Source organism: Pararobbsia silviterrae (assembly GCF_003628125.1).
Lineage (GTDB): Bacteria > Pseudomonadota > Gammaproteobacteria > Burkholderiales > Burkholderiaceae > Pararobbsia > Pararobbsia silviterrae.
The window spans coordinates 1,138,481-1,158,370 of record NZ_RBZU01000001.1; the positions used below are offsets into that span (position 1 = coordinate 1,138,481).

Consider the following 19,890-nt stretch of genomic DNA (forward strand, 5'->3'; position numbering starts at 1 on the left):
GCCCGGTATTCCGATCAAAGGGGCAAGAGGGAGCTATGCGACAATTATAAATTGTTGCGGCGCGCCGCATCGGCAACGCTTGGCGGCGCCGAACGCGCGTCTTTCTCAATCGCATCGTCAGCCCCCTCAGCATGCCCATGGACATCACGCCCCCGACCGATTCGATCGCCGCCGACCCGAGCGCCGCAGGTGGATCGCCCACGCTCGTGCGTAACGAGCTGAACCTGATCTGGGTCGATATGGAAATGACCGGCCTCGATCCCGACAACGACCGGGTCATCGAAATCGCCGTCGTCGTGACCGATTCCCAATTGACCGTCGCGGTCGAGGGGCCCGTCCTCGCGATCCATCAGTCCGACGCCGTGCTCGACGCGATGGACGACTGGAACAAGAATACGCATGGGCGCTCGGGTCTGATCGACCGCGTGAAGGCATCGACGGTCGACGAGGCGCAGGCCGTGGAGATCCTCAAAACGTTCCTCGGCGACTATGTGCCGCCGAACAAGTCGCCGATGTGCGGCAATTCGATTTGCCAGGATCGTCGCTTCATGGCGCGTCATATGCCCGGCCTCGAGAGCTTTTTCCACTATCGCAATCTCGACGTGAGCACGCTCAAGGAGCTGTGCCGCCGCTGGCAGCCGGCTTTGCTCAAGGGCTTCACGAAGCGCGGCGCGCACACGGCGCTCGCCGATATTCAGGAATCGATCGACGAACTCAAGTACTACCGCGAGCATTTCATTCGCGCCGAAACCGCCGCATAAACGGGACGAAGCGGGAGGACGCGGGCGTAAATGGGCGGATGCGGGCGGATGCGGGCGGATGCGACGGGTACGGCGCGCGCCGTTCGAAAGGGCCCGCCGCCGCGCGAGCGCGTCGCCGGCCGGACCGGCGCGCTAGAATGGCCCTTCCTTGTCGTATGAGTTCGAACATCATGGAATTCAGATTGATCCGTGTGACGCGCGCGGTGCTGGCCGCCGCAGCGCTCGTCGCCGTCGCCGCCGTCGTCGGCGGGTGCGCGCAGGGCGGAGCGGGCACCGACGGCGCTTCGGCGCCGACGGGCAGCATCAAGGCTTACGGCGTCATCGATGAAGGCATCGCCGTGACGCGCTGATCGCGCCGGCCGTCGAGCGCCGGATAACAACGAATCACAACGAATCACAACGAATTTTCCCCATCAAGACCAAGACTGGAGCTTCCGCATGAGTCGTGCAGACGCGCAGCAACAAGACGCTTCGTCGAGCGCCGGCAAGAGCGCGCCGTTACGCCAAACGATCGTCGATCGTTCCGAGACGACGTTTCGCTTTCTGGCCGAACCGACGTCCGTCAATTTCGGCGGCAAGGTTCACGGCGGCGCGTTGATGAAGTGGATCGACGAGACGGCGTACGCCTGCGCCGCGATGTGGTCGGGCCGCTATGCGGTGACGGTCAGCGTCGGCAATATCCGTTTTCGCCGGCCGGTCCACGTCGGCAATCTCGTCGAGATTCGCGCGAAGATCGTCGCGACGGGCCGCACGAGCATGCATATCCACGTATCGGTCCATGCGGGCGATCCGAAGGAAGGCGAACTCGAGATGACGACCGATTGCCTCGTCGTGTTCGTCGCGGTCGACAGCAATGGTCGCCCGATGCCGGTTCCCGCGTTCGAACCCGTGACCGAGGAGCAGAAGCGTCTCGCGCGCTACGCGCACGACGTTCGCGCGGCGCTCGATGCGATCGTCGAGATGAAGCCCGACGAAGTGGCGTCGGGCAAGGTCTGAGCGTCGGCAACCGTCGCGCTTCGCGATGGGACCGCCCGGTGCGACGTCGGTCCCATCGATTCCTTAGCCTCGATTTCCTAGCTTAGGTCGTCAGCCACGCTTGCCGACCATCTGTTCGGGGCGTACCCATTCGTCGAACTGCGCTTCGGTCACGAAGCCGAGTTCGAGCGCGGCGGCCTTGAGCGTCGTGCCTTCCTTGTGCGCTTTCTTCGCGATCTTGGCGGCCTTGTCATAGCCGATATGCGGGTTGAGCGCGGTCACGAGCATCAGCGACTCGTTGAGCAACGCATCGATGCGCGCGCGATTCGGCTCGATGCCGATCGCGCAATGATCGTTGAAGCTCTGCGCGCCGTCGGTCAGCAGCCGGATCGACTGCAGGACGTTGTGGGCGATCATCGGGCGAAAAACGTTGAGCTCGAAATTGCCGCTCGCGCCGCCGAAGTTGACCGCCGCATCGTTGCCGAAGACCTGACAGCACAGCATCGTGACGGCCTCGGACTGGGTCGGGTTGACCTTGCCGGGCATGATCGAGCTGCCGGGTTCGTTCTCGGGGATCGACAATTCGCCGAGCCCGCAGCGCGGACCGCTCGCGAGCCAGCGCACGTCGTTGGCGATCTTCATGAGGCTGGCTGCGACCGTCTTGAGCGCGCCGTGCGCGAAGACGAGCGCGTCGGCCGCCGCCATCACTTCGAACTTGTTCGGCGCCGTGACGAACGGCAGGCGCGTCAGCGTGCCGATTTCGGTCGCGACCTTGGCCGCGAATTCCGGGTGTGCATTGAGCCCCGTGCCGACCGCCGTGCCGCCGAGCGCGAGTTCGTAGAGGTGCGGCAAGGCCGCTTCGGCGTGCCGGATGCCTTGATCGAGCTGGGCGACATAGCCCGAGAATTCCTGGCCCAGCGTCAGCGGCGTCGCGTCCTGCAAGTGCGTGCGGCCGATCTTGACGATGTCGGCGAAGGCGCGCGATTTCGCGGCGAGCGTGTCGCGCAGCGTCTTGAGCGCGGGGATCAGATGCTTTGCGATGCCTTCGGCGCTCGCGACGTGCATCGCGGTCGGAAACACGTCGTTCGACGACTGGCCGCGATTGACGTCGTCGTTCGGGTGCACGAGACGCGCTTCGCCGCGTTCGCCGCCGAGCAACTCGCTCGCGCGATTCGCGATGACCTCGTTGAGGTTCATATTCGATTGCGTGCCCGAGCCCGTTTGCCAGACCGCGAGCGGGAACTCGTCGGGATGCTTGCCTTCGATGACTTCCTGCGCGGCATCGATGATCACCTGAGCCTTGTCCGAGGCGAGTACGCCGAGCGTGCGATTGACCTCGGCGGCGGCGCGCTTGATGACGGCCAGTGCGCGAATCAGTTCGGGCGATTGCTTCTCGGTCGAGATCTTGAAGTTCTGCAGGGAGCGCTGTGTTTGCGCGCCCCAGAGACGCGCGTTCGGCACGGCGATTTCACCGAATGTGTCGCGTTCGAAACGGTTGGCTTCAGACATCGGGCTGGCACTCCACAAAAAGGACAGATCGCTTGGAAGCGCACCGCGGGGTCGCGCCGGTTCCGGCCGGCGCCGCGTCGGACGGTATCGGACGCGGCAGTCTGGCGCGGAGCGATCGCCTGATCGCGCGGCGGTGCGCCGGGGTCGGTGCGTGCTCGCGCGCGGCGCGTGCACGGCTTAGAGCTGATTCTTGACCGGCAGCACGAAGAATAGCCCTGTTTCGACATTGCGCCACAAACCCGCGTCGGGGTCGTAGTCATAGGTCCGGCGCATGCCGTCGTCTTCGGTGACCCAGACCAGCGAGGTCGGCGCGTGGCCGAGCGATTTCATCAACGCGTTTTCGGCCTGCGAGGCAAGCTCGACCTGATAGCTCGATTGTGGCGCGATCGCGTGCTCGAACATCGCCTCGACTTGCGCGGCGATTTCGGCGGAATGGATGACGACGGTCAGTTCCGTATTGAGCCCGACGGAGCGGCGATCGAGGTTCATCGATCCGATCACGGCGATGCGCCGGTCGATCACATAGGCCTTCGCGTGCAGACTCGCGCGCGAACGCGAGCCCATGAGGCCGCCCACGTGCACCGGCGTCTCGACGGGCTTGAATTCGAAGAGCTCGACGCCGGCGCTCAGCAGCGGGAGACGGTAGGGGCTGTAGCCCGCATGGACCGCGACCGCATCGGTCGAGGCCAGCGAGTTCGTGAGGACGCGGACCTGCACGCCGTGTTCGCTGAGTGCGCTGAGCGTCGCGACACCGCGATCGTGCGGGACGAAATACGGCGACAGGATATCGATCGAATGCTGCGCGGCGCGCACGAGTTCGCCGAGCCGATGGGCGGGCGGACTTTCGTAGTCGGGGTCGCCGTCGACCTTACGCGGATGATCGGCGAGGAATTCGCCGCGCGCCCAGACGAGGCCGACCGTTTCGCGCGCGAGCTGATCGGCGAGCGCGGACTGATAGAGGGGCTTTTGTCCGATATCCGCGAACTCATGTTGCCAATGCGCGCCGAGATCCTGGCGCACGCGAGCGATGTCGGCCTCGTCGATCGGCGTCGTGTTGAGCGCGCGAAGCGGATAGGCCTCGTCGCTATTCCAGAACTCGTCGAAACTCGCGGAGACGTTCGCGACGAGCGGGCCCGCGACGATCACGTCGAGGTCGCGAAACACGCGGTCGGGACTCGCATCGAAGTATTCGTCGCCGATATTGCGGCCGCCGACGACCGCGATCCGGTTGTCGACGACGAGCGCTTTGTTGTGCATGCGGCGCGTGAGCGTATTCATCTGCGTCATCGCGTTGCCGACCTTCGCGAAGACGCCTTCTCCCGCCGTCGCGAACGGATTGAAGACGCGGATTTCGATGTGCGGGTGGTGATTGAGCGTCAGCATGACGTTGTCGAGATCCTTGAAATTCAGATCGTCGACGAGCATGCGCACGCGTACGCCTCGATCGGCCGCGCGTAAGGCCGCTTCGAGCACGAGCTTTCCGGTGTCGTCCTCGTCGGCAATGTAGTACTGCATGTCGAGCGTGCGCTGCGCGGCGTTCGCGAGCGCCAGGCGCGCTTCGAGCGCGGTCGAGCCCGAGCGCAGCAGACGAAAACCCGACAGGCCCGGATGTGAGAGGGCGCGCGCGTCGAGCGCGTCGCCGATGTGCGTGGGCTCGCCTTGCGAAATCGCGAACGAGGCGTCGCGATGGAATGCGCTTGCAGGCGGGCGGGTCGCACACGCGCCAAGCAGGCCGGCGAAGAGCGCGGCGAACGCATAGACGAACAGCCGGTGCGTCCGTGCGAGTATGGCGGGACGTCGCGCGTGTCGCGGCGTCGCACCGGCATCGATTTCGATGCCGAAGCCGATCGATCGTATCGAAGGCTGGCCGGAGTCCGGGCGTTCGGAGCGCGGTGAAAGCATGCGGCGGTAGGTCATCGAGCCTCGACGGCATATCGTGGTCGATCGCGCTTCCGCAAATCCTGTGCCCGTGCGCGAGCCCGTTTTCAGATAAAGCTGTCGGCGATGGATGGATGCCGACTGTCGTGCGCATCGGGGATGTGCCTGATCGACGTCGCGGCCTGCAATTGTGACCGGAGAACGCAGTCGGCATCGACGTGCCGTGCGTATGTTTTTCCTCTTTGTCGAAATGAGAGCGGCGTCACCCTGAAGAGCGTCCGGGGAAGTGACGTTATACAGATGAGAGGCGCGCGCAATTTGGGACCGGCGAGTCGATCGCTTGCGATCTCGCATGGAGCTTGGCAACGGTCGCACGTTTCCTTATTCGCGACCCGGTGTCAAAATAAGCCGCAATTTTCGGGGCGGCGCTCCGATTGGGACAGACGGTGCGCCGCACTGCGCGATTTCGCGCAAAACAGGGAGGACGGTCTTGGGGAACACGCTTTCGCGCATGGGTGTCGCGGTGATGGCGAGCGCGCTGTTGGGCGCCTGCTCGTATTTCGGCGCGCAAAAGGAGCCTGTGGCCGTCGTCAACCCGACACCGCCCAAGGATCCATGGCAAACGATCAAGGCCGATCTCGCGAGCGACGCATCGGGGGCCGCGCTGACGACGTCGACGCTCGACGACGGGTCGCTCAAGGTCAATCTTCCCGCGGACGCGTCGTTCGACAAGGGCAGCTCCGCGATCAAGGTCGGGACGCAGCCGTCGCTGTACGTGCTCTCGCAGATGCTGAGCCGTCACCCCGAAGTGCGGGTCGAATTGATCGGGTATTCGGACAACAGCGGCGATGCCGATTTCAACGTCGAGCTATCGAAGAACCGAGCGCGCAGCGTATCGGAGTACATCGTCGCGCATGGTATCGATGCATCGCGAATCACCGTTGAAGGGCGCGGCGATGCCGATCCGGTCGACGACAACAACTCGGCCGCGGGCCGAGCGCGCAATCGTCGCGTGGAAATTCATCTGACTCAAACGCCTTAAGCCGTGCTGCGCCTTAGGCGGCGCTGCCGCGGGCGATGACCACGCGGGTTCGCGTGCCGTGCGGATGCGCGCGTGAAGCGCGCGGCGCACGTATAGGGCGGGGGTTATTCCGAGTGCGGGGACGTCGTCAGGCGACGTTTGCGCGTCGATACGACGGGATTCGACGAGGACGACTCATCGCGCGGACGCGGCGCGGGCCGTGTACCGGTATCGATCTGCACGGTCGAGATCGCGCGTTTGTAGATGGCTTGCACGCCGGTCGGCGTTTGCAGCATGACGACGAATTGGTCGAACGATTCGATGCGTCCCACCAGCCGAATGCCATTGACGAGGTAGACCTGCACGGTCTTGCGCTCTTTGCGCATGGCATTGAGGAAGTCGCTTTGCGGGTGCGTATTTTCGGTTTCAGTCGACATTGAAGCGCGCCAGGACAGTCGGATCAGTCGCAATGGTAGCGCATGCGCTGCGCTTTGTACCTTACATCGCGTTGCGAGGACGGTTGTTCGACCGACGCGGCGCGTGGAATGCATCACGCACGCGGGCTCGTTTTCAGGGAGTTCTTAACGACGATTCCGGCGTGTCGCGCATGCATCGCCTCGCGCAAACGCTTTCGTCATCGTGTGACAGGCCGCGCGGCGAGGCGACGTCGGATGTCGTTACGTGCCGCGCCGACGACGTCGGATTGTCGGTATGGCGAAAGGATCTGTATCCGCGTCGATTTCGGTTTCGGCTTAGGTGTGAGCGGTCTGTTGCCGGACGTGTTCGTGATGGGCGTCGGTGCCGAGCTCACGTTGTGGCGTGCGATGACCGTACCACCGACGTCGGAGACGCGGTGACGCGACGATTGATTCGGATGTCTTTGGATTCGATCGATTTCCGCATTCGTGGATGGGGAAGCGGGCGGCGGCATCGCACCTGTCGAAGCACCCATGACGCATGGATGCGGTTTCGGCACCGCGCGGCGCCGTCGATGGCGATGGCGATGGCGCGCGGGCGGCAGGGCATGGGCGCGTTCGCCAGGGATGGGCGCTTGCGTTCACGATGACAACATCGCGCGGTGCGGGTTTTTACTCAGATGAATCGGGATAAAAGAGAGACGCCATCAAAAGTTCATGTTCGAAGCGCTGTTTAGTTAAAGTCTGGCCGCGCGCGGACGTAAACGCACATATATCGGTGATCTTTTCGGTTCCGCCATGATTAAGGGCCTTTCCCGCTGGGACATGCAACACGTCGCAGCCGTGACGCTTTGCGCGTCGGTGTTTATTACGTTCGTCGCGTTGCCGTCGACGCACGGCGTGCCGACGTGCCGACGCGATGCGACGCATCTGTGCCGGGGCGAGGTCAAGGCGTTCAAATCGAACAAGACGGGTAATCATGCGCCGCGCGAGGTGTTGTCGACCTGAGGGTCTACGGCGGTATGGTGTTTTGCGTTGTCTTTGCATGACGTTTTGCTGATCGGCAATCGGCCGATGCGGGATACGCGCAGTTGAATACACGTGTTTGCGACGCCGTGCGGCTTGCGATGCATCATCCGCGGGGCGCTTGGTTTGACATGCCGTATTCGCGGACGGACTCGGGGGTACGGGCGCGCTGCCCGGCGAGTGGCTGGCCGGTGTTCGTTTCTATCGATGCGTCCGAGGGTCCTGACGCATCTTTCCACGCGCTTTCATTCTCTTTCTTGTGTGGACCTACATCGATTGGAATTTCAAGCGGAATTTCAGGTGGGATAACACATGCGATTTCCGGCGGAATGCCCAATGCGCGATCTCGTGGATGTGCGGGACGTCATCCGTTCAGTGCGTCATGGTCCGGGTTCGATCGCGATTCCGCGCCTAGCCGATACGAGTCGGAAGGGCTCGACCCCGTTCACGGATCGACTTTTCGGGTAATCTTTGGCGAAGCTGTTTTGGAATAAGCGCGTCCTTCGCGGATGGCGGGAATGACGGCCGAATCGAACGTGCGCGAGGTGTGTGGCACATGCGCGAAAGGCGGTGCAAGGCGCCGTTCGAATCGGGGCGATCGGCATGGGCCGTGCAGTGGGTTTTCAGTGGATTGGGGCGTCGAGATCGTGAAACCAATAGAAAGCGAAAACATCGGTAAAGCCTTTGCATTCGGCGGCGAGGATTTCGCATTTGAATTTATCGACACGCTGCCGGACATGGTGTTTCTCGTCGACGAATCGGGGGTCATCCGATTTGCGAATACGGCGTGCAGCGAGATATTGGGGTACGGTCAATCGGAATTGATCGAGCAGCGCATCATGGATTTGGTGATTGCTGGGGATCGAGGTCGTACGGAGCGTGAGGCGGCGGCGGTGTTGTCGGGGCGTCCGAGATTCGGGTTTCAGAATCGTTACGGGCACAAGAATGGGACCGATGTCCATTTATCGTGGTCGGCGCGGTGGATGGCGACGCGTCGATTGCGTGTCGGGGTCGCGCGGGATGTGAGCGGGCTTCGATCGCCGATGCTGACGGTGGGCGAGCTTGTCGTGTCGAATGCGTTGATCGAGGGGCTGGCGCCTTATGAGCGTAGGGTGCTGCAGCTTTTGTTGACCGAGGCGAGTGAGAAGGAAATTGCGGAGCAACTCGGTCTTGCGAAGTCGACGACGCATTTCTACGTCACGGGGATTTTCCGCAAACTCAAGGTCCGGAGTCGCGCGGGCTTGATGAGTCTGTGTATGCGGAGCCTGGTCGGGCTTGCGGATCCGGGTACGTGAAGCAGGGTGGGGTTGACGAGTTTGCCAAGCGTGCTCGTGGCGCGAGATGCCGGATATTGAATAGACGAAAGCCCGCGCGAAGCGGGCTTTTTTATGACGCGGCTCTCGTGGTCCCCCCGACAGGAATCGAACCTGTATCTAGCGCTTAGGAGGCACTTGTTCTATCCATTGAACTACGGGGAGAGGACCCTTCGTCACAGCGTAGACCGAAGCCTCGACAAATCAAGCTTCGGCCTTATCCCACAAGCGTTTCCGGGTTTCGGCGCATCCTCCTAAATGACGCGCTGTGTAGCATCGTGTAGCAGTGTTTCAGGTCGTCACTGCTACAGATTTGCTACAAAACCTCGCTGTAGCCGTTCCAAGTGATCTGGCACTGCTACAGTTTTCGGAAGCGCACGACATGGCATCCATCCTCCAGGTCGGCAATCGCTGGCGCGCTCAGATCCGCAAGCGAGGGCAGAGTATAGCAAAGACGTTCCGGACAAAAGGCGCTGCAGAGCAGTGGGCGCGCGAGCGTGAAGTCGAGATCGACAACGGTTCGGGGGTGGCTTGCGAGCCGTCCACTACCCTCAAGGTGCTGATCGCAGCCTATCGCGAAGCGCGCGCGAATTCCGGCCGTCCCGTTGCCCCGAAAAGCAACGAACACTACGTGCTCAATCGGCTCGATGACGCGCTTGGCAAGACCATCGCGGCGAGGCTATCCACGCAAGATATCGTGCGTTTTGCGCGGGCGCGCATGTAGGCCGGAAAGTGTCAAAACCGGGTGGATCAATCGTATGCCGTAGATCACGCGAATTTGCTCAGAGGCGTTGGAACTGCGGTTGCTCTGAACTCGTCAATTGGCCGTTCGAGATCGTGTCGTCGGAAAAATCTGGCGTTGAATCCGAAATTTCGCACGAATGGCTCTCGTTGGACGGCTCCTGGAGGAACTACCGACGCTATAGGATCTTCGATGCTCGATGCTCGATGCTCGATGCTCGATGCTCGATGCTCGATGGCTCGGAGTCAGTTTGCAGTGTTGCTACAACGTAGCTACACTAGCGGAAGCGCGACTTGCCCGACGTCCGGTGTTACACCGGAGACGTTTTGGTCGAGGATGGCAGAGTCGCAGAAGCATGCTGAACCTGTGAGGCCCCTCCATGTTGACCCTACCGATTAAATCGACTGATGTGCGTGCGCGCATCGAACCTGAACTCAAAGAAGATGCCACTCGCGTTCTGGCCGAAAACGGTTTGACGCTGTCGGACGCGGTGCGTCTCTTCCTTCGCCAAGTCGTCGTCACTCGCGGTTTGCCTTTTGAGGTCCGTATTCCCAACGAGATTACCTCACAGGCACTTCGCGAGTCCGACGAAATGAGCGGACGCGCGCGCCGTCGGTCAAGCAAGGAAATGTTTGATGAGCTTGACAAAGAAGGCTAACCCGCCCCGTCAGTTTGATTACACAAAGCAATTTCTGAAGGATTGGAAGCGACTTGAACATTCGGGCAAGTTCAACTTGCAGCGTCTGAAAGAGACCATGTTGCTGTTGATTGCGAACAATGGACCGCTTCCCGCTGAGTATTTGGATCATCCCTTGCAAGGCCCTTGGATCAATCACCGAGATTGCCATGTTGGTGGTGATTTCTTACTGATTTATCGTGTGACAGAGGAAGAGGTAATCTTTGTCAGAGCTGGCACGCATGCCGATCTGTTTGAATAGAACAATCCTAGGGTTCGACAGTACTTTCATTTCACAGTCAGAGATCAAGTAGCGTGGACTGCTGCGGTGAACGTATTGGGGCCCTATAGCAAAGACATTTCGGACGTTTTGCGGCAGAGCACGCCCCGCACACGCGCTTCCGCGCTCACCATGACACGCTTCGCCATCACCCGCGTGTCTCGTGCGACCGACCCGCGACGATCGGCCGTGCCCCCGACGTTTCTCGAACCCGACACACGGCGACATGACATGGCGCAAAAAATAAAAACCGGCCAAACGGTATGCTTGAACCACGCGTGAAAGCGACGCGCCGTGCCGCTGTGTAGCCGCTCACGCCGTGTTATTCTCATCCACCGCATGTGGGGCGTGATCTACGCCCAATTCAATAGAAAAACGCGATGTCGCGTACCCATCTCGGCAGACGGGCGGGATCGCTCTGATAGCGTCGGCTCGACCCCATGTCTTCTGTCCGCCGAGCCCAGGCCGTCTACCCGGCCGCGACATCGTGCGACATCCGTGCGTCAACGAGAGCGCGACGGCGCGAGCGCGCGAAATCGGCCCGCTGAGCGCACCGCGCGTCAAATAGCTTGGAAAGCGTATCGACATGAAACCGATCACCGGCGATCTACACAACGTCTACGAAATGCTGCGTCAGGAAATCCTGAGCGGCGCGTTGGCGCCCGGCGATGTCCTCAATCAGGTGCATATCGCCCGTTCGTATGGCGTGAGCCGCACGCCCGTGCGCGAGGCACTGCGCATGCTCGAGGCCGAAGGGCTCGCCGAAGCGCAGTTCAAGCACCGGACACGCGTCACGAGCGTGACCTCCGATGAAGTCGATTCCGTCTACGCCACGTGGATTCTGATGCAGTCGCTCGGCGTCGCGATGACGATACCCGTCGCATCAGCCGAGGAAATCGCCGAACTCAAGGCCACCCTCGACGCCATGAACGCACATTCGCCACTCCGTGCCGGCACGTCGGAAGAGTGGGCGCGCTATCACGTCCAGTTTCACAACTTGCTCGTCAAACACGCCGGTCCGATCATTCAAGCGTCGATCGCCGACTGCCGCTCGCGTTCGGAGCGCGTCAGACGCCTCCATATGCGCTCGGCGCCGCAATCGTGGCTCGACTCGGAAGCCGAACACATCGAGGTCTACAAAGCCTTCGAAGAGAAAAGCGTGCCGCGCGCGATTCACGCGACAAGCCGGCAGCTCGCACGCAACGCATTGGCCGTGATCGGCAGCATCGATCCCAGCTACGAGCCGCGCGCCCTCCGTCAGGCGCTCAAGCTCGCGCTCCAGACCAATTCGCCAGGCGCCGCGGCCGATATGGCCGGCATGGATCCGAGGCCGCCGTCGGGCGGCTACCGGAAGGCCGCAGCCTGACTAATATGACCGAGCCTGACGAGGCGCTCGTCAGGCGCCGCGCGTATCCGCGACGATCGTTTGCCGTTGTTCCCCGAGCCCGTCGATGCCCAGCGTCACGACATCGCCGACATGGAGAAACACCGGCGGCTTCATGCCCAGCCCCACACCCGGCGGCGTACCCGTGATCAGGATGTCGCCGGGCATCAGCGTCATCACTTCGCTGACGTAACGAATCAACGTCGCACACGCGAAAATCATGTTCGCCGTCGATCCCGTTTGCATGCGCTTGCCGTTGACGTCGAGCCGCATCGCCAGATTCTGCGGGTCGCCGATCTCATCCGGCGTGACGAGCCACGGACCGACCGGGCAGAACGTATCGAAGCTCTTGCCCTTGTCCCACGTGCCGCCTCGCTCGTTCTGGAAGTGACGCTCGGAGACGTCGTTGACGAGACAGTACCCGGCGACGTGCGACAACGCCTGCGACTCACTCACACTGCGCGCAAGCGTGCCGATCACGATGCCGAGCTCGACTTCCCAATCGAGTTTGATCGATTGCCGCGGCTTGATCGTGTCGTCGTACGCCCCGCAAAGCGATGTCGTCGCCTTCATGAACACCACGGGCTCTTCGGGAATCGGCCGACCCGCTTCCTTCGCGTGGTCCGTGTAGTTGAGCCCGATCGCGACGATCTTGCCGACGTTCGCGACAGGCACGCCCAAGCGGACCGCATCGTCGATGACGGGCAAGCCCGACACGTCGAGCGCGCGCAGCCGATCGAGTGCCTCCGGGCCGATCGTGCGGCCTTCGATATCGCCGACGACCGCGCTCAGATCGCGCAAGCGACCCTGCTCATCGATCATGCCGGGGCGTTCCATGCCCACGGGGCCGAATCGCACAAGTTTCATCCGTGCTCCTTTCTACGTCTGGATATGCGCGATAGCGCTGAATTCGAGTCTCCTCCGACGGAGATCTCGCTAGGAAGACAACGACACGCCGTTCGATGACGAATGCGATGCGGGATCGTGCGCGGACATGAACTGTTCGATGTTCAGTATCAGTTGGTCCGCGAGCCGCTGCATCGCCTGCCGGCTCGCCCACGCCGTGTGCGGCGTCACGAGAAGATTCGGCAAGGTCGAGGTCGTCAACGGATGACCGTCGGGCGGCGGCTCGACTTCGAGCACATCGAAGCCGGCCCCGGCGATCGTCCCGCGTTCGAGCGCGGCAGCCAACGCGACTTCATCGACGAGGCCGCCTCGCGCGGTGTTGATCAGCAGCGCGCTGCGCTTCATGATCGCGAGTTCGTCGCGGCCGATCATATGACGCGTGTGTTCCGTCAGCGGCATATGCAGCGAGACGACATCGGATGTCGCGAGCAGCTCGCGCAGCGGCAGACGCGTCACCGGTTCGGCCGGCGCATCGTCCGCCGCCGCGTGCCGCGACTGCAGCGCGCATACGTCCATGCCGAACGCGTGCCCCAAGGCGGCCACGGCACGACCCAGCGAACCCAAACCGATGATGCCGAGCCGGCTGCCCGCGAGATCGGCAATCGGATGGTCGAGCAGACAGAAACGCTCGGACTTCTGCCACTTTCCGCCGCGTACGTCGGCGTGATACGCGAGCAGTTGGCGGCGCAGCGCGAGGATCAGCGCGAACGTATGCTCGGGTACCGACGCGGTCGCGTAGTCGCGTACGTTGGCGATCACGATGCCGCGCGCCGCGCACGCATCTCGATCGATGATGTCGGTGCCCGTCGCGGCCACGGCGATCATGCGCAACGCGGGCAACGCCGCGAGCGTGGCGGCGCGCAACGGCACCTTGTTCGTGATGACGACGGTCGCCTCGCGCGCGCGATCGACGATCTGATCGACGCGCGTATTGTTGTACGACGCCCAGCGATGCGCGAACGACAGCGGACGCAGCTCGGCGTCGACGCTCGCGCGATCGAGGAAAACGACACCGGGCGCATGCTTATCCATGCTCTGCGTCCTCGCCGCTCAACTGGACGAACACTTGATCGCCCTCCACCTTGACCGGATAGACGCGCAACGGCACGCGGACGGGACCCGATATCGGACGTCCCGTGGGAATGTGAAAAACCCCTTCGTGCAGCGGACATTCGACGCAATCGCCATTCACGAATCCCTCGGACAGATGCGCGTGCGCATGGGTGCAGATATCGTGCGTGGCATAGACCGCCTCGCCGATTCTGTAGAGCGCGAGCGGCTCGCCTTCAGCGACCACGCACGTCGCTTCGCCTTCCATGACTGAATCGATATGTGCAACGGGACACCACGACATGTGAAGCTCCAGAAGTGCGCGCCTACCGGCTCGTTGCGGACGAGCGATACGCGGCGGATAGATTTTTAAGGGGGATCTGCACGTCGCCGAGCGCGGCTTCATCGGCGTGGCCCAGCGCGACCAGCTCCCGGACGGCGCGTCGATCGCGGCCGGAATTGATGAGCTCCGCGCCGACGAGCCGCGAGCCGATGAAGTGGAAGACGATGAATGCGCCGTCCGCGCGATCGCCGCGCACGATGACGCGATCGGATGCCGCCGTGCGTCCGACGATCTGCACGTTCACGTCGTACTGGTCCGTCCAGAACCACGGAATCGTCCGCGCGTCGGTGGCGAACCCGTCGGGCAGCCGAGCGTCCGCACGCAGCCGCGGCGCATGATTCAACGTATCGAGCAGCGCGGCGGCGCCGATCTCGGCCTGCCGTTCCGCGTTGTCCCACGATTCGAGCCGCAAACGCGTCCCGTACAGCGGATTGAACTGGCTCGCCACGTCGCCGATCGCGAACACGTCGGGCGCGCTCGTGCGGCATCGCTCATCGACGTGAATGCCGTTACCGCATGCGAGTCCCGCATGTTGCGCGAGCGCCATATTCGCTTCGCCGCCCACGCCGACGATGATCGCATCGGCTTCGAGCTGCGTTCCGTCATCGAGCAAGACGCGCACGGCGCCGTCGGCGCACGGGCTGGCGCCGACCACCGCGCAGCCTGTTTTCACGGCCACGCCGCGTGCGCGGTGAACGTCGGTGACCCATCGGCCCGTGAGATCGCTGACGACACGCCCCATCACGCGCGCGCCCGCTTCGACGACGGTCACGGCGCAGCCAAGGCAGGCGGCGCTGGCCGCGACTTCGAGTCCGATAAAGCCGCCGCCCAGAATGACGAGCCGGATGCCCGGCTGCAACAGCGCGCGAATCCGCAGCGCGTCCGCGAAACTGCGCAGCGTCAGCACGGGGGTGTCGCCGAGCCCCGGTATCGAGAGCGTGCGCGCACGCGATCCGGTCGCGAGGACGAGACGATCGTAGGTGAGCCGGCCACCGTCGTGCAGCGTGACGGTCTTGGCGTGCGCGTCGAGGTTGTCGACGTGCGTGCCGGTCAGAACGTCGATGCGCTGGTTCCGATAGAACGCGGGTTCGAAGACGTGCAGCTTGCCGATCTCCGGCGTGCCCGTGAGCGTGTCCTTCGATAGCGCGGGCCGCTCGTACGGCAATTCCGGTTCGTCGCCGATCACTGTGATCGCGCCTTCGAATCCGCTGTCCCTGAGAAACGCCGCGCAGCGCGCGGCCGCTTGTCCCGCGCCCACGATCGCGACGTGATGATGTCCGCTCATTCGCTTGTCCGACTCCTGTATCTGCACCGCGATCCGGCCTGTGCGCGGCTATGCAATCGTGGCCTCGTCCGAATCGATCTTCGATGTGTCCGCGACGACGAGTCGCGACGTCAGGTCGCGCACATGGGTCAAGTCCTCGAAGGACCGGATCGTGTCGAAGATCTCGCGTGCGGCCGCGCCGCCGAACAGCGGCGCGACGTTTTCGAGGAACTTGGTTTCCATGTCCGCATCGCTGAACGGCTGCAACGGATGTCCTGGGGGCGCCTTCGCCTCGCCGACGAAGCGGCGGCCGTCCGTGTCGAACAGTTCGACGCGCGTCGGAAATCCGCCTTGCGCGCCGACGCTCAACGCCTCCGACACCTCGACGGAAAGCCGCTCGTTGAGAAAGCGTTGACGCTCGGGATCGCGGACCTTCGCGACGTCGAACGACGACACGTGGACGTAACCGTCGAGCAGCGCGGTCGCCACGATATAGGGCAGCGAATGGTCGGCCGTCTCGCGCGAATCGGGATGCCACGGATCGCTGCGTTTCGTGACCAGATGCTCGAACACGGAACGGTCCGTCGAGATCCTGACCTGCGCGACGCGAGCGATATCGCCGATTGCCGCGCGCGCCTGCAATGCCGCTTGAATCGCGCTTTGCCCGCGCGAGCCGACGGGCCAGCGCTTGAACGACACGGCGCTCACGCGCTGCAGCGCGTGTCCCGGCGTCAGGCGTTCGAACAGCGTCGCGAGCGCGGCGTCGCCGGTCGGCACCTTGGCGAGCAGGCCGCATCGGCCCTCGAACGGCCGCACGACGCCTTCGACGCCCTCGCGCGCCAGCAGCGCGGCGAAGATCGCTTGGCGCGTCGCGTTGCTGCCGTTGAAACGCTTCCACATCGTGAGGTCGCCGCGCGTGTTGAGTTCGTTCGATTCGGCCTCGTCGCTCGCGAAGTGCGATGTCAGCGCAATCGCGAGCGACGCGCGCGTTTCGGCCTCGTCGAGGCGCAGCAGACGCGCGACCGCGCACGCGGCGGCGATCGCGGTCAACGTCGGATAGTCCCATCCGTGCTGCTTGATCGCGAACGTGTCGAACAGATCGACGGCGATTTCATAACCGACCGCGAGCGCGTCGAGCACGCGCCGCCCCGAAAGATCGAACCATTCGGCGAGCGCGATCAGGCCGGGAATCATGTCGCTCGGATGACCGCCGCTGACCGAGGCATAGATGTCGTTGTAATCGAAGCCGCGCAACGGGACGCCGTTGACGAGCGCGGCGGTCTCCGGCAGCACGCGCTGCCCGGTTCCCCAGAGGGTCGCGCCGGTCGGGACGGCATAGTGTCGCGCGTAGCGTCGCGCGAGCTGCGCGGGACGATGCGGCAACGCGCCGAGCGCGACCGCGACGGTATCCGCGATCGCCAATCGGGCGGCGCGGCTCGCGGCCGCGTCGAGCGTGCCGGGCGCCTGCACGACATACGTCGCCAGCGCGCCGAGCAGGCGGTCGGGCGAGGCGTTTTCGGTGGTCGCCGACATCACGTGTACCCCACGTGTTCGTCGCGCGCCGCATCGTCGCCGACCGTGGCCAGTTGCAGTTCGTTGCGCGCGGCCTTCTGCAGCATCGCCGTGTCCTTGGCGATCGTCACGAAGCCGAAGCCGCGCGCGGCATACGCGCGTCCGCTCTTGCCCGAGTGACACTGAATGCCGGCCACGATGCCATGACGCTTGCACGCGTCGAGGATGCTTTGCACGGCCGTTACGTGTTCGGGTTCGGTCTTGTCGAGATCGGGCGGGAGGCCGAGGCCGAGCGCGAGATCGGCGGGGCCGACATAGATGCCGTCGAGACCCGGCGTGCTCGCGATCGCATCGATATTCGCGAGGCCCTCGCGCGTTTCGACCATCACGATGCACAGCACCGATTCGGCGAGCTTGACGTTGTCCTTCATCCCGCCGACGACGGCGGCGCGCACCGGGCCGAACGAGCGCGTGCCATGCGGCGGATACCGGCAGGCCGCGACGGCCGCCTCGGCTTCCTCGCGCGTGTTGATCAGCGGAACCACCACGCCTTGCGCGCCCGCGTCGAGCGCTTTACCGATCATCCACGGCTGATTCGCGGGCACCCGCGTGATCGGGACCGCGCCGCGCGCCTGCACGGCGGTGAACATCGCGAGCGCGTCGTGTTGATCGGCGAGTCCGTGCTGCTGGTCGACACACACGTAGTCGATCCCGGCGATGGACATCAGCTCGGCGGCGAAGGGGGACGAGAGCGCCGCCCAGAAGCCGAAGGCCGGATGACCTTCGCGCCACTTGTCGCGCAGCTTCGTTGCATACATGGAGTGTCTCCGTTTCTAAAGAAAGGCGGGCGTCGAGGCGGTCCGCCGCGTCGCGCGAATCGGTGCGGCGACTTACATGAGAAAGGTCAGATTGCCTTGCCAGGTATCCCGGTTCATCAGCAGGATCTTCTTGCGCGCGATCTTGAGTGCGCCGTCGACGCGCCGTAGCTGATGCTCGACGCGCGCGACGATCGTCTGCAGCTCGCCGATGCCGCTTTGCGTGTAGTCGCCGGTGCGCATCTCGTAGATCACCTGGCTTGAATAGACGGTCGCGTGCTCGCCGTCGGCCTCGGCATCGGTCTCGGTCTTGCCATCGATCTTTGAAACGGGCTCGCAGATCACGTTCGATACGACGTGCACCGTTCTCGAACGCGGCGATTGCGACGGGAAATAGTTGTTCAACAGATGATCGACGCGTTCGACGCGGCGCTCGGGCGTGTCGTAGACCAGCGATGTCTGCGAGCGCACGGGCGCGGCGTCGTCGATCGGGATCCAGTACAGACCGTCTTGCGTGAACAGCTCGAGCCAGCTGTCGAGTTGACGGTTGTCGAGCAGACGAGCTTCGTGAAACAGCAGATCTTCAGCTTCTGTGCGCGTCATGTTCAGTGGTGTCCTTCCTGCGTGGCATCGTGAGCGCCCGTCGACGACGGGCATGAACTGGGTTTCTGGTCGGCCCCCGCGGACATGAGGCGTTTCCATTCGCTCCAGATCGCGCGCTGCGGCGCCTCGCTCGTGGAGCCGCCTCGCAAATCGCGGCTCCCGGCGTCGGGAGCGTCGGTGCTCAGGCCGCGTTCGAGGATCAGCCAGTCCACCGCGCTGGCTTCGAGGCCTTGCTGATTGCGGATGAAGATGTCGACGTCGTCGGCCGCGCCGTGACCGGCGGGTCCGTAGAAGCGCTCCTGGCTGCGCAGCATGCCTTCGTTGAAGGCATCGGGCGCGCCCTTGAGTTCGTACGGATAGACGGCGACTTCGGTCATGTTGTGCGCGATCGGGCGCCAGACCCGGATCTGGTTATGAATCAAACCCAGGTTCGGAAAGATCGAGCCCGACAGCTTTCCCGCCATGAACGAGAATTCTTCTTCGCCGTATGTGTCGTGGAGGGCGCGCTGATAGTCGCCGAATTCGCCTTCGAACAGACTGTCGACCTCGCCGAGCGGCTTCTCGATCAGACCGTGTCCGTTCTCGCAGCGCCATGCCGCGCCGCGAAAGCGCAGCGCGCGCATCGCTTTCGGCGTGCCGCCTTTGTGCACGCCGAAGTCGCCCGTCGAATCGCCGTACTTCATCTGCAACTGCACGAAGCCCTTATGCGTATGCATGAAGTGGTAGCCGTCGACGATGTTCTCGGCCTGGAATTTCCAGTTGCCCGGATACCGCACGACGAACGGCTTCGAGCTCAGCACGATCTCGCCTTCCGGAGAGAAATTGAGCTTGCGGTCAATGAACTGCTTCGCGCGGCCGAGGTAGGGAACGAGCGGCTGCACGGCGGGATTGAAGCTCGCGAAAATCAGGCCGCGATACCGTTCGACGCGCGGCACTTTGAAGAGCCCTTCGGGTGCATCGAAAGCGTCGTCGTAGCCGCCGGCATCCTTGCGTTCGGATACGGCAAGCAGCTTGCCGTCGAGCCCATAGACCCAGCCGTGGTACGGACAGTTGAATTCGCTTGCGCGGCCGCCGCCTTCGCGGCACACGACGGCCCCGCGGTGCACGCAGCGATTGACGAGCACATGGATCTGGCGCTCCTCGTCGCGCACCACGATGACCGGCTGGTTGCCGATATAGCTCGTGATGAAGTTGCCGCTTTCGGGGATCTGGCTCTCGTGCCCGACATAGACCCAGGTTTTCTGGAAGATGTGCTTCATCTCGGCCGCGAATACGGTCGGGTCCGTATACGCGCTCGTATGCACGCGAAAACGGTTCGCTTCCTCCCAGACCAGACGGCTGTAGTCGGGCTCGGGACGATGCATCCAGGTGACGTTGCCTACATTCGATTCGAACATGCGCATTCCTTATTTTTCA

21 protein-coding genes and 1 tRNA gene are annotated in these 19,890 nt (G+C 63.3%); 10 read left to right on the forward strand and 12 right to left on the reverse strand.

Going from position 1 to position 19,890, the window contains the following annotated elements; all coding sequences use genetic code 11:
• Positions 1-137 precede the first annotated feature (137 nt).
• The 3 genes from orn (at position 138) to D7S86_RS05155 (ending at position 1,757) form a co-directional block, all read left to right on the forward strand.
• Positions 138-761, forward strand: a complete 624-nt coding sequence (orn, locus tag D7S86_RS05145; protein WP_121083999.1) for an oligoribonuclease — start codon at positions 138-140, stop codon at positions 759-761.
• Positions 762-931: 170 nt separating this feature from the next.
• Positions 932-1,111, forward strand: a complete 180-nt coding sequence (locus D7S86_RS05150; protein ID WP_121084001.1) for a hypothetical protein — start codon at positions 932-934, stop codon at positions 1,109-1,111.
• Positions 1,112-1,199: 88 nt separating this feature from the next.
• Positions 1,200-1,757 carry an acyl-CoA thioesterase gene (locus D7S86_RS05155; protein WP_121084003.1) on the forward strand — a complete coding sequence of 186 codons (558 nt, stop codon included), beginning with the start codon at positions 1,200-1,202 and terminating at the stop codon, positions 1,755-1,757.
• Between the two features lie 90 nt (positions 1,758-1,847).
• On the opposite strand, the gene fumC is transcribed toward D7S86_RS05155, so the two are convergent.
• Both fumC and D7S86_RS05165 read right to left on the reverse strand, forming a co-directional pair.
• Positions 1,848-3,245: a class II fumarate hydratase gene (gene fumC / locus D7S86_RS05160; protein WP_121084005.1), complete on the reverse strand. Its 1,398-nt coding sequence runs from the start codon at positions 3,243-3,245 to the stop codon at positions 1,848-1,850.
• 177 nt (positions 3,246-3,422) lie between these two features.
• Positions 3,423-5,162 carry a phospholipase D-like domain-containing protein gene (locus tag D7S86_RS05165; protein ID WP_240647984.1) on the reverse strand — a complete coding sequence of 580 codons (1,740 nt, stop codon included), beginning with the start codon at positions 5,160-5,162 and terminating at the stop codon, positions 3,423-3,425.
• Between the two features lie 451 nt (positions 5,163-5,613).
• Between D7S86_RS05165 and D7S86_RS05170 the strand changes: the two genes are divergently transcribed.
• The gene (locus tag D7S86_RS05170) at positions 5,614-6,165 is read left to right on the forward strand and encodes an OmpA family protein (protein ID WP_158601859.1); all 552 of its coding nucleotides are present in this window, start codon (positions 5,614-5,616) and stop codon (positions 6,163-6,165) included.
• A 104-nt stretch (positions 6,166-6,269) separates the two neighbouring features.
• On the opposite strand, the gene hfq is transcribed toward D7S86_RS05170, so the two are convergent.
• Positions 6,270-6,581 (reverse strand): RNA chaperone Hfq, encoded by a 312-nt coding sequence (hfq, locus tag D7S86_RS05175; protein WP_121084009.1) that lies wholly within the window; start codon positions 6,579-6,581, stop codon positions 6,270-6,272.
• An 804-nt stretch (positions 6,582-7,385) separates the two neighbouring features.
• On the opposite strand from hfq, the gene D7S86_RS05185 reads away from it, so the two are divergent.
• Both D7S86_RS05185 and D7S86_RS05190 read left to right on the forward strand, forming a co-directional pair.
• Positions 7,386-7,568 carry a hypothetical protein gene (locus D7S86_RS05185; protein WP_121084013.1) on the forward strand — a complete coding sequence of 61 codons (183 nt, stop codon included), beginning with the start codon at positions 7,386-7,388 and terminating at the stop codon, positions 7,566-7,568.
• Positions 7,569-8,212: 644 nt separating this feature from the next.
• Positions 8,213-8,881 carry a LuxR family transcriptional regulator gene (locus tag D7S86_RS05190; protein ID WP_240647985.1) on the forward strand — a complete coding sequence of 223 codons (669 nt, stop codon included), beginning with the start codon at positions 8,213-8,215 and terminating at the stop codon, positions 8,879-8,881.
• A gap of 108 nt (positions 8,882-8,989) precedes the next feature.
• Here the strand turns inward: D7S86_RS05190 and D7S86_RS05195 are convergent.
• A tRNA-Arg gene (locus D7S86_RS05195) sits at positions 8,990-9,064 on the reverse strand.
• A gap of 217 nt (positions 9,065-9,281) precedes the next feature.
• Here D7S86_RS05195 and D7S86_RS05200 point away from each other — a divergent pair.
• From D7S86_RS05200 to D7S86_RS05215, 4 genes are all read left to right on the forward strand, one after another.
• A complete protein-coding gene (locus D7S86_RS05200) occupies positions 9,282-9,623 on the forward strand; it encodes a hypothetical protein (protein ID WP_147432234.1) in 342 nt (113 codons plus the stop codon).
• 397 nt (positions 9,624-10,020) lie between these two features.
• A complete protein-coding gene (locus D7S86_RS05205) occupies positions 10,021-10,299 on the forward strand; it encodes a type II toxin-antitoxin system RelB/DinJ family antitoxin (protein ID WP_121084017.1) in 279 nt (92 codons plus the stop codon).
• Positions 10,277-10,579, forward strand: a complete 303-nt coding sequence (locus D7S86_RS05210) for a type II toxin-antitoxin system YafQ family toxin (protein WP_121084019.1) — start codon at positions 10,277-10,279, stop codon at positions 10,577-10,579. The genes D7S86_RS05205 and D7S86_RS05210 overlap by 23 nt, the downstream gene beginning before the upstream one ends.
• A 604-nt stretch (positions 10,580-11,183) precedes the next feature.
• Entirely contained in the window at positions 11,184-11,963 is a 780-nt protein-coding gene (locus tag D7S86_RS05215) for a GntR family transcriptional regulator (RefSeq protein WP_121084021.1), read from the forward strand.
• Between the two features lie 30 nt (positions 11,964-11,993).
• On the opposite strand, the gene D7S86_RS05220 is transcribed toward D7S86_RS05215, so the two are convergent.
• From D7S86_RS05220 to D7S86_RS05255, 8 genes are all read right to left on the reverse strand, one after another.
• Positions 11,994-12,848 carry a fumarylacetoacetate hydrolase family protein gene (locus tag D7S86_RS05220; RefSeq protein ID WP_121084023.1) on the reverse strand — a complete coding sequence of 285 codons (855 nt, stop codon included), beginning with the start codon at positions 12,846-12,848 and terminating at the stop codon, positions 11,994-11,996.
• 69 nt (positions 12,849-12,917) lie between these two features.
• Positions 12,918-13,919 (reverse strand): D-2-hydroxyacid dehydrogenase, encoded by a 1,002-nt coding sequence (locus D7S86_RS05225; RefSeq protein WP_121084025.1) that lies wholly within the window; start codon positions 13,917-13,919, stop codon positions 12,918-12,920.
• A complete protein-coding gene (locus D7S86_RS05230; protein ID WP_121084027.1) occupies positions 13,912-14,343 on the reverse strand; it encodes a non-heme iron oxygenase ferredoxin subunit in 432 nt (143 codons plus the stop codon). The genes D7S86_RS05225 and D7S86_RS05230 overlap by 8 nt, the downstream gene beginning before the upstream one ends.
• Positions 14,264-15,565, reverse strand: a complete 1,302-nt coding sequence (locus D7S86_RS05235; RefSeq protein WP_121084029.1) for an NAD(P)/FAD-dependent oxidoreductase — start codon at positions 15,563-15,565, stop codon at positions 14,264-14,266. Before D7S86_RS05235 ends, D7S86_RS05230 begins: the two co-directional genes overlap by 80 nt.
• Positions 15,566-15,613: 48 nt before the next feature.
• Positions 15,614-17,077, reverse strand: a complete 1,464-nt coding sequence (locus D7S86_RS05240) for an MmgE/PrpD family protein (protein ID WP_121084031.1) — start codon at positions 17,075-17,077, stop codon at positions 15,614-15,616.
• Complete coding sequence (locus D7S86_RS05245) at positions 17,077-17,874, reverse strand: HpcH/HpaI aldolase family protein (protein WP_121084033.1); 798 nt, start codon at positions 17,872-17,874, stop codon at positions 17,077-17,079. The genes D7S86_RS05240 and D7S86_RS05245 overlap by 1 nt, the downstream gene beginning before the upstream one ends.
• Positions 17,875-17,946: 72 nt before the next feature.
• The gene (locus tag D7S86_RS05250; RefSeq protein WP_158601861.1) at positions 17,947-18,474 is read right to left on the reverse strand and encodes an aromatic-ring-hydroxylating dioxygenase subunit beta; all 528 of its coding nucleotides are present in this window, start codon (positions 18,472-18,474) and stop codon (positions 17,947-17,949) included.
• 2 nt (positions 18,475-18,476) lie between these two features.
• Positions 18,477-19,871, reverse strand: coding sequence for an aromatic ring-hydroxylating oxygenase subunit alpha (locus D7S86_RS05255; RefSeq protein ID WP_158601862.1), 1,395 nt, complete (start codon positions 19,869-19,871; stop codon positions 18,477-18,479).
• Positions 19,872-19,890 lie beyond the last annotated feature (19 nt).